The organism is Spirochaetota bacterium, from assembly GCA_030154445.1.
GTDB lineage: Bacteria > Spirochaetota > Brevinematia > Brevinematales > Brevinemataceae > Brevinema_A.
In genome coordinates this window covers 56,479-71,544 of record JAGUQW010000002.1, presented here as the reverse complement: position 1 = coordinate 71,544, position 15,066 = coordinate 56,479, and the positions used below count along the sequence as shown (strand labels likewise).

At 27.4% G+C, this 15,066-nt stretch carries 15 protein-coding genes; 10 read left to right on the top strand and 5 right to left on the bottom strand.

Annotated elements, in window-relative coordinates; translation table 11 throughout:
• The first annotated feature begins 7 nt into the window (after nucleotides 1-7).
• The 10 genes from KFW21_00490 (at nucleotide 8) to KFW21_00445 (ending at nucleotide 9,901) form a co-directional block, all read left to right on the top strand.
• Nucleotides 8-1,702, top strand: a complete 1,695-nt coding sequence (locus KFW21_00490; GenBank protein MDK2817912.1) for a phospho-sugar mutase — start codon at nucleotides 8-10, stop codon at nucleotides 1,700-1,702.
• 29 nt (nucleotides 1,703-1,731) lie between these two features.
• Nucleotides 1,732-2,583: a hypothetical protein gene (locus KFW21_00485; protein MDK2817911.1), complete on the top strand. Its 852-nt coding sequence runs from the start codon at nucleotides 1,732-1,734 to the stop codon at nucleotides 2,581-2,583.
• A 28-nt stretch (nucleotides 2,584-2,611) separates the two neighbouring features.
• Nucleotides 2,612-3,436, top strand: a complete 825-nt coding sequence (locus tag KFW21_00480; GenBank protein MDK2817910.1) for a protein-glutamate O-methyltransferase CheR — start codon at nucleotides 2,612-2,614, stop codon at nucleotides 3,434-3,436.
• Between the two features lie 15 nt (nucleotides 3,437-3,451).
• Nucleotides 3,452-4,633: a response regulator gene (locus tag KFW21_00475; GenBank protein ID MDK2817909.1), complete on the top strand. Its 1,182-nt coding sequence runs from the start codon at nucleotides 3,452-3,454 to the stop codon at nucleotides 4,631-4,633.
• Nucleotides 4,626-6,953, top strand: coding sequence for a chemotaxis protein CheA (locus KFW21_00470; GenBank protein MDK2817908.1), 2,328 nt, complete (start codon nucleotides 4,626-4,628; stop codon nucleotides 6,951-6,953). Before KFW21_00475 ends, KFW21_00470 begins: the two co-directional genes overlap by 8 nt.
• 8 nt (nucleotides 6,954-6,961) lie before the next feature.
• Nucleotides 6,962-7,483: a chemotaxis protein CheW gene (locus KFW21_00465; protein MDK2817907.1), complete on the top strand. Its 522-nt coding sequence runs from the start codon at nucleotides 6,962-6,964 to the stop codon at nucleotides 7,481-7,483.
• Nucleotides 7,484-7,563: 80 nt separating this feature from the next.
• Nucleotides 7,564-8,025, top strand: a complete 462-nt coding sequence (locus KFW21_00460) for a chemotaxis protein CheX (protein ID MDK2817906.1) — start codon at nucleotides 7,564-7,566, stop codon at nucleotides 8,023-8,025.
• Nucleotides 8,026-8,063: 38 nt separating this feature from the next.
• Nucleotides 8,064-8,486 (top strand): response regulator, encoded by a 423-nt coding sequence (locus KFW21_00455; protein MDK2817905.1) that lies wholly within the window; start codon nucleotides 8,064-8,066, stop codon nucleotides 8,484-8,486.
• 2 nt (nucleotides 8,487-8,488) lie between these two features.
• Complete coding sequence (locus tag KFW21_00450) at nucleotides 8,489-9,355, top strand: hypothetical protein (GenBank protein ID MDK2817904.1); 867 nt, start codon at nucleotides 8,489-8,491, stop codon at nucleotides 9,353-9,355.
• 165 nt (nucleotides 9,356-9,520) lie between these two features.
• Nucleotides 9,521-9,901, top strand: a complete 381-nt coding sequence (locus KFW21_00445) for a hypothetical protein (protein MDK2817903.1) — start codon at nucleotides 9,521-9,523, stop codon at nucleotides 9,899-9,901.
• Between the two features lie 58 nt (nucleotides 9,902-9,959).
• Here KFW21_00445 and KFW21_00440 read toward each other — a convergent pair whose 3' ends face one another.
• Genes KFW21_00440 through KFW21_00420 form a run of 5 tightly spaced genes read right to left on the bottom strand, consistent with a single transcriptional unit; the run spans nucleotide 9,960 to nucleotide 15,061 of the window.
• Nucleotides 9,960-11,309, bottom strand: coding sequence for a hypothetical protein (locus KFW21_00440; GenBank protein MDK2817902.1), 1,350 nt, complete (start codon nucleotides 11,307-11,309; stop codon nucleotides 9,960-9,962).
• Nucleotides 11,309-11,932, bottom strand: coding sequence for a bis(5'-nucleosyl)-tetraphosphatase (symmetrical) YqeK (gene yqeK / locus KFW21_00435; protein ID MDK2817901.1), 624 nt, complete (start codon nucleotides 11,930-11,932; stop codon nucleotides 11,309-11,311). Before yqeK ends, KFW21_00440 begins: the two co-directional genes overlap by 1 nt.
• A complete protein-coding gene (locus KFW21_00430; GenBank protein MDK2817900.1) occupies nucleotides 11,929-12,981 on the bottom strand; it encodes a glycosyltransferase family 2 protein in 1,053 nt (350 codons plus the stop codon). Before KFW21_00430 ends, yqeK begins: the two co-directional genes overlap by 4 nt.
• Before the next feature lie 8 nt (nucleotides 12,982-12,989).
• Nucleotides 12,990-14,018: a glycosyltransferase family 2 protein gene (locus KFW21_00425; GenBank protein ID MDK2817899.1), complete on the bottom strand. Its 1,029-nt coding sequence runs from the start codon at nucleotides 14,016-14,018 to the stop codon at nucleotides 12,990-12,992.
• Complete coding sequence (locus tag KFW21_00420; GenBank protein MDK2817898.1) at nucleotides 14,018-15,061, bottom strand: glycosyltransferase family 2 protein; 1,044 nt, start codon at nucleotides 15,059-15,061, stop codon at nucleotides 14,018-14,020. Before KFW21_00420 ends, KFW21_00425 begins: the two co-directional genes overlap by 1 nt.
• Nucleotides 15,062-15,066 lie beyond the last annotated feature (5 nt).

The following is a 15,066-nucleotide window of genomic DNA, read 5'->3' as shown; positions in this document are numbered from 1 at the left end:
GCTTATTATGAATCCAGAAATTTTACAAAAAGCACAAGAATGGACAACAGATAAGTATGATAAGCAAACTCAACAAGAAATATCATTATTGATCAACACAGAAAATGAAACAGAATTAACAGATCGATTTTGGCAAGATTTAGAATTTGGTACAGGTGGATTGAGAGGTATTAGAGGTGCTGGTACCAACCGTATGAATATCTATAATATTCGTAAAGTTGCACAAGGCTTAGCTAATTATATCCATGCTCAAGGTGGTTCTAAAAAAGGAGTGGTGATAGGAAGAGATTCTCGTATCAACTCTTTAGAATTTGCTCAAGAAGCAGCTTCTGTACTTATAGAAAACAATATTACTGTATATTTTTTCAAAGATATTTGTCCTACCCCTATTGTTTCTTATGCTATTAGACAATTAGAAGCTCAAGCTGGAATTATGAATACAGCTTCACATAATCCAAAAGAATACAATGGGATTAAAATTTTTTGGGAAGATGGAGCTCAAGTAACACCTCCACATGATATTAACATGATTGCTGAAGTAAGAAAAATCGATTCTTTGGACAAAGTAAGATCACTACATTCTTTTAAAGATGCCATCAAATCACCATTATTTCATTACTGTGATAATATCATAAATCAATATTTACAAGAAGCTCAGACATTTACTCTTGATAAAAAATTGTGTGCTGCTAGTGATATCAAAATTTTATATTCTCCTCTTTATGGTTGTGGCTACAAAATAGCTCCAAAATTACTCAAAAAATTTGGATTTAAAAATGTTGAGATTATGTCTGAACAATCAATTCCTGATGGTAATTTTCCTACAGTGCCTTTTCCTAATCCTGAAGATCCAGAAGCAATGCGCTTAGGTATAGAATATGCACAAACAATAAACGCAGATGTTTTTATAGCAACAGACCCTGATGCAGATAGAATTGGCGTTGCGTACAAAAATTCTACAGGAACATATACACTACTAAATGGAAATCAAATTGGTTTTCTTATTGCAAATTATTTACTTCAAAAAGCAGTACCAAATTCTTCTTTTATTGTAAGTACTATTGTAACATCTCCTCTCATTAGCAAAATAGCAGAAGAACACAAACTGTTTTATACAGAAACATTGACAGGATTCAAATGGATAGCTTTAGAAATGGAAAAACAACTACAATCTGGTAAAAAATTCTTATTAGGTTTGGAAGAAAGCCATGGTTACAATATTTCTGATAAAATTAGAGATAAAGATGGTATTTCAGCAACAGCTATTGTAGCAGAATTAGTCGCTTATTACAAAAAACAGGGTAAATTTTTAGATCAATTATTATTAGAAATTGATATCAAATATGGCCACTATAAAGAATCTCAATATTCTATTACTATTCCAGGTAAAGATGGTGTCGAAAAAATCAACGCTATCATGGATCAACTAAGAACCAATCCTCCTCAAAATATATCTGAATTTGGATTACTAAAAAGTACTGACTATTTAAATAATAATAATACAAAATTACCTGCATCTAATGTTTTAGTTTTATCTTATGATGAAAAGACCAGAATCATTGCTCGCCCTTCTGGAACAGAACCAAAAATAAAATTTTATTTTTCTACCCATGGTGAAGTGGCTTGTATTCATTGTGTTACTGAAGTAGAAGAAAGGCACGATATTTTAAAGTCTACTTTTATACAACAATTAAACTTATAATATAAAAAATATTTAGAGAGAAATATATTATGGAATTATTTATCAATGAAACTCCCATAGGAGTTAGTCCTCAAAAATCTGATACAATACAACACTTATTAAATGCTATATTAAAAGAATTAGAAGAAAATCTTATTATTACCTCTATGACTATTGATAACAAATATTATTCTATTGATGATCCTCAAATGTTAGCAACTTCTGTAGATAAAGTGAACAAAGTTGAATTAGTAGTAACTACAAAACTAGAACTCAGTATTTCTTTGTTAGAAGATGGTAAGCAATTTGTTATTTTAGGAGCACAAGAATTAAAAAATGGATCATTAGCTAAAAAAAATGAACTCATTAACAGTTTTGCATGGATTATAGAAAGTTTAGAGGCTCTTCAAAACTCTCTTTCTTTTCCTCCTACAGATATTCCTATTCTAAAAGCAATTGTTAAACAAGTTATTACTAGGTTAGATGAAGATGTTGTTCCTCTCGATGAAACTAAAGAGATTGGTGAACAACTAGAAAAAATCGTGAATATATTTGATACATTACAACATAAAATATCAAATGAAAAAAGTTACTCTAAAGAAAGTACTTACGCATTATTAACAGAAATACAAGATCAACTTCCTGATATTGCCACTCATTTTCAAACAGGAAATGATGTAAAAGCAATTCAAAATCTTTGTAAAATAATTGATGTTATTGAAGTTTTCACTAGATTTGCTGCAACTAATTCTTCAGATCATCATATTGAACAACATTCTTTAGCAATGAAAGATCTTTCTTTACAAATGTTACATGCTTTTGAAAATAAAGATTTTGTATTAATCGCCGATCTTTTAGAATACGATCTGTCAGAACAAATTGATAATATTTTAGAAAATTAAAAGTTATATAAATTTTTTGAGGACAACGATGACCCAAAGTATTTTTAAAACACCAAGCTTACTATTGCAAAAAATAGCAGAATTAATACACACCGCTAGTGGTATTATTTTTCCTGCAAGCCATCTTAAAGTGTTAGATCAGCGTATTCAAAATATTATTAAAATTAAAAATATAACAGTAGATGAATTATACTCCGACTTACTAATGAATACTGAAAAATTATTTGAGTTTATAGGATTTGTTACTACAAATCATACCCATTTCTTTCGAAATATCGAGCAATTTCAAATATTAGGATCTACTATTATTCCAGAATTATTAAAAGCAAATGATCTTACTAAGCATATTTCTATTTGGAGTTGTGCTTGTTCCAGTGGAGAAGAGCCCTATACCTTAGCTCTATATTTTCAATATTATTTTGACATGCATTTTTTACATGATTGGACTTTTTCTATTTTAGCTACAGATATTGATCAGACATCTTTAACTACAGCAGAAAAAGGTCATTATCCTATTGAAGGATTACAGCATATTCCTCAAGAATATCGTTCTTATCTTCATACTAATGAGAACACTATTGAAATACCAACATTATTAAAACAAAATATTGTATTTAAACGACATAATCTTATAGATAACCACACGAATTCTTTAATAGATATTATATTTTGTAGAAATGTACTTATTTATTTTAATGAGACTACTCAAGAATATGTACTAAATAAACTAATAACAGGATTGAAAGCTAATAGATATTTTTTTATTAGTCCTTCTGAAAGTATATTTGGATTAAATGTATTATTAACCCCTATACTGCTTCAAAAAGTTATATATTATACCAACAAAAAATAAGTTTAGAAGGTATTTATGTCTTTAGGCAAAATATTAATTATTGACGATTCTCTTCTTGTACGAAATTACCTGTCTAAAACTATTGATAATATTTCTGAATTAACTGTTGTAGGAATGGCACACAATGGAGAGATAGGTTTTCAACAAATTTTATCAACAAAACCTGATGTAGTAATACTTGATCTTGAAATGAACAATGGTGATGGACTTTATGTGCTTCAAAATATAGAAGAACAATTATCTTTTGAAGATAAACCATTTGTGATTATTCATAGTACCCTTGTTCGTTATGACAATCCTATTTTCAAAAAAGCTATTGATTTTGGATTTTGTGATTTTGTATTAAAAACAGAAGGTTCCGCTGAAACAATAATACCTAATGTAAAAAAAATTATTATTCCTAAGATTATATCAGGAATAGCTGCAAAAAAGAATAGGCGATTGTTAACAAATTCCTTATCTTCAACACCTATATCCAATCATATTTCTAGTACTCCACAAAAAATTTCTAATTTATCATCATCTACAACTCAAGTAAATACTCCTACAGGATTATCTAACCTTAATAGTATTTTAACAAAAAAAGATATTAAACCTAAATTACTTATTTTGGGGGCTTCTACAGGAGGTCCTCAAGTTATTAGAAGTATTCTAAAGCATATAGATAATTCTATTTCTATCCCTATTGTTATCATTCAACATATGCCAGAAAAATTTACAAAATCTTTCGCTCTTGAACTAAATTCTGTATCTCTGATTCCTGTTCACGAATTAAGGCATAACATATCATTAGATAAAGGTCACGCTTATATATTTCCAGGTGGTTTACACGGACGTTTAAATTCGTTTGGTAATTTATATGTGTATTATACAGATAGAAATAATTATGAATCTCATCCTTTCAAACCTTCTATCAATTTAGCAATTGAACATTTATTACATTCTTTTCATGGCCATGTAATAGGTGCTATTTTAAGTGGAATGGGTAGTGATGGTGCTTTAGGAATGAAGAAACTTCATTCTAAAGGTTCTTTAATATTTGCTCAAGATAAAACTAGCAGCGCTGTATGGGGAATGCCCGGATCTACTGTTAATCAAAATGCTGTAGATTTAATATTATCTCAAGAAGATCTAGGAAAAGGTATTCTGCAAGCTTTGATTCATTATGGTGTACATTCTGGAGGGTCAAATGGATAATTGGAAAGAATTGATTAACGACTTTTTAGATGAAGCATTTTCTTTGTTAGAAAATCTTGAAGAAAGCTTATTAAATTTAGAAAAAGATCTCACAAATAAAAATGGAATCGATACTGTATTTCGTGTAGCTCATACTATCAAAGGTGGTGCTGGAGCTGTTGGTTTTAATGATGTAACAAGACTCACACATATTATGGAAGATGTATTAGATCTTGTTCGAACTAATAAATATTTGTTCACTAATGACGATATTACATTATTACTTGAAGTGAAAGATGAATTATTTACTTTACTAATGGCTCATGAAAAAGAAGAAATACCTTCTATTGACAAAGCAAATGCACTAATCAAATCTTTAGAACTTATTAAAAATACAGTATCAAATAACCCTCAAACTTCAAATTCAACAATACAAGAGGATAATAATTTTTCTTTTAATATAGATAGTTTGCCTATTGCTGCTCGTTTCGGACTTAATAATGAAACCTTCTTCAGTATTCAAGAATCACTAAAAGAAAAAGAAGCATTATTATTTATTGAAATTCGTTTTAATGAAGAATATGAATTAAAAGAAGTTGCTCCATTTGAAGTTTTAAATATTGTTAATAATATATCAGAACCTATTATTATGAATCCTTCTCCAGAATCTTTAGATGAAGAATACATGCCATTTTTGAATATTGTCATTGCATCAGATGATGATCCTGCTTATATTCAAAAAAAATTATCTCTTTCAGATGTCACCACTAAAGTTACTGTGACAGCACTCTCTCCTCATTTTTTTTTAGAAATAGAACAAAGTATGAATGGTATTTTTTCAGAAGAAACTGTTACTGTAGTAACACAGGCTATTAATATAAAAACTCCGGATTCTTCCCAAATAATTTCTTCTTCTGAAGAAATACTCACAAAAAAAAGTAATCTAGAACATGAGCTAGTTTCAAATAAAATAGAAGAAAAACGCAGTCCTACTCTTAAAGTAGAAAGTTCTCGTATTGATGAATTATTAAACTTACTAGGAGAATTAGTTATTATCCGCTCTGGATTAAATCAATTTAGTTCAGATTTAGAGAAATCTATTTACAATACCAAATTAAATCTTCGTACATTTTTGTCATCAACCACTTTATTACCTCTCCATGATGATCCTGAAACAAACAAAATTAGAAACAATCAATTCAGAAGTGATTTTGCTTTAATTGATACAAGTGTAAATCACTACATAGAATATATTCAACAATTATCTCGTATTTCATCAACACTACAAACTCGAATGATGAATTTACGCATGATTCCTGTTCAAACAGTTTTTTCGCGTTTTACTCGATTAGCGAGAGATATTGCAAAAAATGTTAATAAAAAAGTAGAATTAATAATAGAAGGTGGAGAAACTGAAATTGATAAGGGGATGATAGAAGATTTATACGATCCTCTTATGCATATGATTAGAAATTCTCTAGATCATGGAATCGAAACACCTCAAGAAAGACTTGCATTAGGCAAAAATGAAACTGGTATCATTCAATTAAAAGCTTATCAAGAAGGAGATGCACTTTTCATTAAAATTATTGATGATGGTAAAGGTATCGATGCCCAAAAAGTTGCAGAAAAAGCTATTGCTAAAGGATTTGTTACTCTATCACAAATAACTACTATGAGTGACAAAGAAAAGCTTTCTCTTATTTTTCTTCCTGGATTTTCTACAGCTGAAGAAGTTTCTAATTTATCTGGCCGTGGTGTTGGTATGGACGTCGTAAATAGAAATATCCAAGAGCTTGGTGGTTCTGTATCTGTCTCTTCAACAATAGGTGTTGGCTCTACTATTAGAATTCAATTACCTTTAACACTGGCAATTATTCAAGGTTTAGTAATAATGATTGAAAATATTCATTATATTATTCCTATTACATCTGTTGAAGAAACTGTTATTTTAAATAAATCTATATTACATAAATTAGATCATTACTATGCTATTAAATTTAGAGAAACATTGATCCCTTTAGTCTCTTTACCGAAAGTTCTTTATAATATAGATTCTTTTAAAAAAAACAAAACAGATACATTTACCAATACTAATCCCAATCAAAATATTGAAGAATTAGAACATAATTTTTGCATTATTGTACGATTTGGAACTAGACAAGTTGGTATCATTGTACCAGAAATTTTAAAAGAACAGGACATTGTTGTGAAACCATTAGATCAACGATTGATTTCTAGTCCAGGTATTTCTGCTGCAACTATTGTAGGTAATGGAGAAATTGGATTTATTCTTGATTTACCAAAAATTATCCAATATTCTTTCAAAGAATATAAATAGAGGTATCTATGTCAATAGAAAATTTAACAGTAGATTTTACAGAAAATACAAATATTAATACTCTTTTTAGTACTATCACCTTTCGTATTAATACTCAAATATATGCTTTAAATATTTTAAATATTAGAGATATTGTTATGGGTAAAAAAATATACCGCATTCCTAATTCAGATGAAATACTAATGGGTATTACAAATATTAGAGGAGAAATTCTTCCCGTGTATTCTTTGAAAAAAATGCTTGGATTAGAAGAACAAATAACTATCAATAAATATCCTGTATTAATAAATTGTCAAAATGATGAATATTTAATAATAATCAAACATGAATCTTATTTGTTTGCTATTAATGTTGATCACATAGATAAAAATATTAGCGTTACTACAGAAAACTATAATCCTGTAAATTATATGAGTAAATGGACTCAAAACTCTATTTTTTCAGGTATTATTATTGATAACGCCGATAATATTTTAATTATTGATGTTTCGTCTCTTATTCAAATATTAATTAAAAATATAATAAAATAAATATTTTAACACCGTAACTTGAATTATTAAGAATAAGTATATATAATAATTTATATTGTTATTATAAAATTGGAGAATTTATGTTAATTGATTATATCAACCCTTTTGTAGAATCAGCATTCGAAATCATGAGTGAAATTCTAAATACTTCTATTTCACGACAACAATTACAACTAAAAAAACTTGGTGATGGAATGAAAGGATTTACTGTTATTATTGGAGTAACAGGAGCAGTCTATGGGCGTATTGTTTTTGATATGACTGAAGAAACAGCTTTAGCTCTTGCAGGAAAACTAAATGACGAACATTTTATAGAAGTAAATGATCTTGTAAGAGGAACAATTTCTGAAATAGGTAATATGGTTACAGCTCGTGCCGTTACCAAATTATCAAAAGAATCTAAATTCTTTAATTTTAGTCCACCAACATTAATTGTAGGTAATCATATTACCATATTTGAGAGTGATAATATAGAAGCTTTAATCATCCCTATTGATACATCTTTAGGTATAATAGATATTAACATTGCTCTAAAAAATTAATTATACAAATTCATATATAAGAAAATATAGGAGTACTTATGAAAATTATTTTCAATGAAGATGGATTACCTACAGGATTAACAAAATTAGGTCAACAAATTGGCGTACTTTGTGTAGATGATTCTAAGTTTATTTTAAAACAATTGTCACAAATTTTCATTTCTAGAGAATTTAAAGTTATAGATACAGCTTTAAATGGTGCTGAAGCACTTATTAAGTATAGAGAAAATCAAGAAAATATTCATTTAATAACATTAGATATTACAATGCCAGAAATGGATGGACTAACAGCTCTTAAAAAATTAAAAGAGCTCAATCCTGAAGTGAATGTTATTATGGTAACTGCACTTGGAACTGCTGAAACAGTAAAAGAGGCAATCAAACTTGGTGCTAAAGGTTATATCGTCAAACCTCTAGATCGAGGTAAAGTTTTAGAGCGTATTGGTAAAATTTTTGGATAATTATGAATTTAACTATTAATAATCTCACATTAACTCCTTACATAAAAAATATCAAACAAATAATGTTTATTGTATTTTTATTTTTAACTATTGTTAAATGTAGTAATACTCAAATTTTTGATAAATTATATTACAATCAAGAATATGATAAAGCTTATGAATATCTAAAAAATAACAACACTTTCAATTCTCTTTCTTATCAAGAAAGAGAATTGAAAGTGTTGTTACATCTTGCTATATCAGATGTTGCTATTTATCTTCCTTTATTAGATGAAGCTTTATTAAAAGATATCCCTCAAATAATGACTAATTGGAATTTTTTATCTCGATCTTGGATAAGATTTTTATCAGCTGAAACAGATATTGATTATCAAAATATTTTATTTATTCTTCCTCGTATTCCCTTTCAAGAAAAAAAAATAGAACAATTACGCCTTATAATCCAAACACATTCTCTATCTAGATTAAAAAAATATCAAGAAGCTCTTGCTTATCTTAATGCTAGTGATCTTACAGATAGTAGTTCTGACTTAATATATATTAAAGGAATCGCTCTACAAAATTTGAATCAATTCGATCAAGCTAAAAAAACATTTAAAAATGTTATCAATATCAGTACTAACAATAAATTGAAATCTCTTAGTTATTTTCATTTAGGAAATATACTTGTAAAAGAAAAAAATCTTAAACAAGCTGAAAAATATTATATGCAAGCATGGAATTTAAATCCTTATCAAGCTGAGTTAAATTTTCAAATTGGAAAAATACTTCGTACCAAGTCTTATAGTGATCTACATTATCGTTACTATAGAGCATCTCTTCGATTGAATGAAAATCTTGCAGAAGCATGGTACTATTTAAATCTCTAATATTAAAGATCTACCCTATTTCATTCGATAATATAATAGATATTTATATCTTATAAAGGTGTAATAATGAACAAAAATTTATTCCTCTTTGGAATATTTCTTTTACTAACAAATTGTACACAGAATTTTGTCTCTTATATTAAAACACCTCCTATACTCCCGCTTATGTCATTAGAGTCTATGTTACTTGAAGTTGGTTTAATCAATCCAACTAATATAATAACAAAATCTCCTATATCAAATACTAGCTATCCTACAGGTACTTTAGCAAAAAAACAACTTATTATTCAACAATCATTTCATACCAAACAAGTGATTAAAGATTCAACTTTTAGTATTAAGAATAATACTAAAAACTATCTTTTTGCATCGCCTTATTACTCAAGTCCAGGTATTATTTATCAAGCTGATCAGAGTACTCCTAAACAAGGAAAATTAACATTTACAGTTATTGATAAATCTGGTCAAATTAAAATTCGTCTTTATAATCCTGAAGGAATCCTTCAATCAGAAGAGATTTGGTTTATTGAAATTACTGAAAATTAAAAATATTTTATCTATTTATAAAAAAAACACTCACTTAAATTAGATGAGTGTTTTTTATTTATTTTTCTATAATAGTAATTGTTGTATTAGGATACTTATATTTTATAAGAGTGTTTACCTCTGGTGGGTGAATAATTCTAATATAACCAAAAAGTGTTTTTATTCCCTGCCTCTTTAATTTTGGTATTATAATTTCTGAATCACCTTTTTTTATAGCTTGTCCAACTATTTTAATCATATGATTATATTCAACTCTATATGATAAAACTGGAGGAATCTGTAAAATCCATGTAATAAAAGTAATACTATATACTATTTTCATAATTAATTTTTCTTTTGTTCGTACATCAAATTTTATAATTTTCCAATAAGAAGATAGTAGTGATATACACGATATCACTATAAGATCACTACCTAAAGCCATAGGACCTGATGTGAATCTTGGAGAAAACATCATTACTAAAATAATAGCCTGACTTAATAAAAATAAAAAAATTGAAGGAACTAATTCATAAGAGAAAGAATTTAATTTTTTAATTGATAATATCAATAAGATGATAAAAAAAATCATAAATCCTATACTATGAGGAATCCATATTGACAATACTTTAATTAAACTATAAAAATATCGTTTCCAGCCTAGCTCTAACCAATTTAGAGTTTGTCCAAAAAAATCCCATTCTAATGCATTTCCATATGTTATAATTTTTTCTTCTGACAATCCTGCAGGTGATAAAAATACAGTAGCACAACCTATAACAAAAACAATGATACCTAGCCAATACCATAAAGGTATATTTTTCTTTAAAAATTTCCCTATTATTCCCATCATTAATAATAATGGAATAACAATCACGACTTGTTCATGCGTTGCTCCCGCTAAAAAAGACAGAGGAATAAATATTTTTAAAGAAGGTTTGTCTTCCTTATTGGCAAATATTTTTAAATAAGGTATTAAAAATAATAAAACTAGTGCTACCGTAAAACGATAACTTAGAAAATGTGTTACTCTTAGCATAGCAATCCAAAATCCATGTGTAAAAAATAAAATTAAAGCAAAACAAAGAACAACTAAAAGCACTCTTTGATTATTTTTTTCTGAAGCAGTATGATGAGGATTGATAGATTTCCATGAAGCATAAAAAAATAATGCTACAAAAAAACTTATTAGTAGATCTGAAGTATAAGGATATTGTAAGATTATTCTAACCCAAATATGAGTCAGAAATCGACCATGCCATGTTTTGTACTCTTGAATTTGCTGTACAATAAAAGAACCTTGATCTATAGCATAATTGATATCATCTCCATAAAAAATAGGTAAAATCAATCCTAATATAAATATTAAAAGAGTGAAAATACCAATATTGATAAATTCAAACTTAGATAGTTTTAAGTATTTCATCATTAATTATCTCCTTGTTCTTTTAACAAACCATGATAAAAAGTTACACTTTTACAATCAATTACTCTATTTCTTTGAATAACATAAGATATTTTATCTTTTACTATTTCTAGTAATGCCAATTTTATATTACTAGGAATATGAATTTCTATATGTAATTTTTCAAAAGAACGCGCTGGCTCTAAATAATCTGCTATAAACAAAATCGCTCCAATTTGATTAGTTAAAAAATTAATATATCCTGTTGTATGATAATAAACAGCTTCTAATACTTTTTTATCATTAATATCAAAAAAATATTCCATCATCCAAGCTCCAACAATAGCATGATAAATAGGAGCAGGTACATCTCCTAAATAGATAGAGTATATTTCCGCATATTCAAACAGCTCTTCATCTTTCATTCCCTTTGCAAGATCATGAAATAATACTGCTTGAATAATCTGATCTTGTTCTTTTTTAGAAACTTGAAATTTATTCGCTAATATTTTTGCAGTATTTAATACTCTTATCACATGTGCATATCTTTTTTCAGAAAGAACTTGTTCTAATAAAGTTATTAATAATTCTGGAGAATATACCATATTTGGTATTAATAATTGTTGATATTGTTGTATTTTTGTCATTTTTTATCTCTATCTAATATATAGTGAAATATATTGTACATTTGTAATATTATCATTCTTAATATATTATATTGTTTAGAATTTTTAGGAAATATCTTTGTTATTAATTGATCACTAGTTACTCTGATTTTGTCATCTCTAAATTGAGCTTGTGTCGAAATATAATCTACTAAAATTTCTGTTCCAAACACATCAACTAACAGTGTGAAAATTGTTTTTTTATCATTTATCGACAACTCATTTAATCTAATAAAATAACTCTGTGCTAATTCTTGTATAATAGGTTTGTATACAGAAAAATTAATATCTTGGTCTTGCATCAAAGATTTTATTCGCTCGATAACAATATGCAAATTTTGCAAATGTGATTGAGATTTTTCTAATGTGTAAGAAATTCTATTCACACTAATGTTGGTCAAATTATAATAATACCCATCATAAGGAATATGAACAGCATTTTTACAAAAATATGCATAATAAAAGAAAAATAATAAATCTTCTGCCATTGTAAGATGAGAATTTATATTAATTTTGTTATAAATATCCAATACTACAGTTCGTTTGAATACTTTACCACAAGTAGCCCAAGAGCTAAACGAACGAGAACATAGAGCTGTAAATAAAGTTGTATTATCAAAATTATTAGCACCTTTATTCGTCCATATTGCTTTTTCTTTACCTTGAGCTCGAACACTTATCGTATCATAAATAAAAAGATCTGCATCTTGTGAAGACGCATCATTGATCTTCTGAGCTAATTCCAACCCTAACCAATCATCACTATCTAAATGAATAACATAACTACCATTAGCATGTCTTATCCCTGTTTCTCGAGCTGCATAAAGTCCTTTATTAACATTATGTTTCAAATAAACAATTCTATCATCTTGTTCTTGATAAGATTTTACGATCTCTTCACAATTACCTAAGGAACAATCATCAACAACAATAATTTCTATATCTTTATATGTTTGATTAATGACAGATTCCAAACATTTTGGTAAATATTTTTCTGTATTATAGACAGGTATAATTATTGAAATTTTCACAATAAGTCCTATTTTTTAATTATTTGATATAATTTTTTTAGAAATACAAAACAAAAATGATTCTGTATTTTAATAAAAAAATTATCAATTTTTTTATATAATTTTCTTTGTGTAAAAATCATATTAGGAGTCATAGAAACATCATATATAAAAGAAGCTACGGTATCTCCACCAAAAACTTCTACTGTTTTTGGTAACAATTGATCCATTGCTAATTTATCTTCTTGAAGAATTGTCATTTGCTCTAAATGAAATTGACATAATTTTTGTTGAATTTTATACAACTTCTTAGTATATATTTTATGTTTTTCACAAAAACATTTATGAGTTTGCATGACAAATTGATAAACTTCTAAATCATTTGTCAAAGATTCTACAGTAGGAACAGTTTTGGTAGCACTACTCTCGTTAGTACAGGTATAATAATATCCTATAGGTGAAATACTGACAGCATTTTTACAATAATAAGAAAAAGGAAGAAAAAACAAGAGATCTTCTGACATAACGATATGTTGAGTTATTTGTAATTCTTCATACACTTTAAGTGCCAAATCTCTTTTGTAGAAAGCACCCCACATATTCCAATGGTCTCTTTTTAATTCTATTAGAGAATCAAACAAATGATTTTCTAATATTGTTTGAGAATATAAAATTACAGAAATATTCCTTTCCGTCTCTACTCTAATATAATTAAAAAATATAGCATCTTCATTATTTTTGAGTGCTTTCATTCCCAATTCACAAATATCTAAGGCTAACCAATCATCACTATCTAAATGAGTAATATAAGTACCATTAGCATGTCTTACCCCTGTTTCTCGAGCTACATAAAGTCCTTTATTAACATTATGTTCCAAATAAATAATTCTATCATCTTGTTCTTGATAAGATTTTACGATCTCTTCACAATTACCTGAGGAACAATCATCAACAATGATAATTTCTATGTTTTTATAAGTCTGATTAATGACAGATTCTAAACATTTTGGTAAATATTTTTCTGTATTATAGACAGGTATAATTATTGAAATTTGCATTATTTTTTTAACCTTTTGATTTTGTAGTATATCTTTTTTAATACTTTAAAAAGAGCCTGATCTTTAGGAAAAAATTGATCTTGTATTTTTAGTAGCGTTCTAATCCAATTTGGTAATAATTCTGGTTTTGCCACGATAAAAAGTGTGAAGATATCACTACCAAAAATATCAATACTTTGCTTTAAAATACTATCCATTATACTATTCATTGTTTTTTGATCTCTTTCATAAAATTGTAAGTTACCTAAAAAAGATTTACATAAATTATATTTTATATGAAATAATAGTTTGTTATCTAATTGATGAATATCAAAAAAATGCTCCAAATGAGATATCACTACAGAAGTTACATTTAACTCTTTTTGAAGAACTTCTACTGTTCTTTTTTCTCTCATAGCACTATTCATATTATTCCAATTGTAATTATATCCTACAACAGCTACACTAATAGCTTTTGTTATATAATAACTATAGCTAATAAGAAAAAGAACATCTTCATGAATAATTATATGATCTTTAATCTGTAATTCTTCATAAACTTTTAAGGCAATATCTCTTTTGAGTAAATAACGCCACACAAACCAAGGCTCATTTTGTAAAGTTATAAATCGAGTAAATAGTTCCTGTTGTGAACATTGCAATAAATCTATTTTAGGCATATCAGGCTCTTGTAAAGAATCATCGATTATTTGAAATCCAAATTCTATAAGATCTGGAGAATAATTTATTGATTCTTGTAATTTTTCACAAATATCTAATTCTATCCAGTCATCGCTATCCACATGTAATATATACTCATAGCTAGATTTTTTAACCCCTGTTTCTCTTGCACCAAACAATCCTTTATTAACATGATGTTTCAAATAAATAATTCTATCATCTTGTTCTTGATAAGATTTTACGATCTCTTCACAATTACCTGAGGAACAATCATTAACTACGATTATCTCAATATCTTTATATGTTTGATTAATGACAGATTCTAAACATTTTGGTAAATATTTTTCTGTATTATAGACAGGTATAATTATTGAAATTTGCATTATTT

Coding starts and splice junctions, on each gene's coding strand:
- KFW21_00490 (MDK2817912.1), top strand. CDS start 8: ATGAATCCAGAAATTTTACAAAAAGCACAAGAATGGACAACAGATAAG.
- KFW21_00485 (MDK2817911.1), top strand. CDS start 1,732: ATGGAATTATTTATCAATGAAACTCCCATAGGAGTTAGTCCTCAAAAA.
- KFW21_00480 (MDK2817910.1), top strand. CDS start 2,612: ATGACCCAAAGTATTTTTAAAACACCAAGCTTACTATTGCAAAAAATA.
- KFW21_00475 (MDK2817909.1), top strand. CDS start 3,452: ATGTCTTTAGGCAAAATATTAATTATTGACGATTCTCTTCTTGTACGA.
- KFW21_00470 (MDK2817908.1), top strand. CDS start 4,626: ATGGATAATTGGAAAGAATTGATTAACGACTTTTTAGATGAAGCATTT.
- KFW21_00465 (MDK2817907.1), top strand. CDS start 6,962: ATGTCAATAGAAAATTTAACAGTAGATTTTACAGAAAATACAAATATT.
- KFW21_00460 (MDK2817906.1), top strand. CDS start 7,564: ATGTTAATTGATTATATCAACCCTTTTGTAGAATCAGCATTCGAAATC.
- KFW21_00455 (MDK2817905.1), top strand. CDS start 8,064: ATGAAAATTATTTTCAATGAAGATGGATTACCTACAGGATTAACAAAA.
- KFW21_00450 (MDK2817904.1), top strand. CDS start 8,489: ATGAATTTAACTATTAATAATCTCACATTAACTCCTTACATAAAAAAT.
- KFW21_00445 (MDK2817903.1), top strand. CDS start 9,521: ATGTCATTAGAGTCTATGTTACTTGAAGTTGGTTTAATCAATCCAACT.
- KFW21_00440 (MDK2817902.1), bottom strand. CDS start 11,309: ATGATGAAATACTTAAAACTATCTAAGTTTGAATTTATCAATATTGGT.
- yqeK (MDK2817901.1), bottom strand. CDS start 11,932: ATGACAAAAATACAACAATATCAACAATTATTAATACCAAATATGGTA.
- KFW21_00425 (MDK2817899.1), bottom strand. CDS start 14,018: ATGCAAATTTCAATAATTATACCTGTCTATAATACAGAAAAATATTTA.
- KFW21_00420 (MDK2817898.1), bottom strand. CDS start 15,061: ATGCAAATTTCAATAATTATACCTGTCTATAATACAGAAAAATATTTA.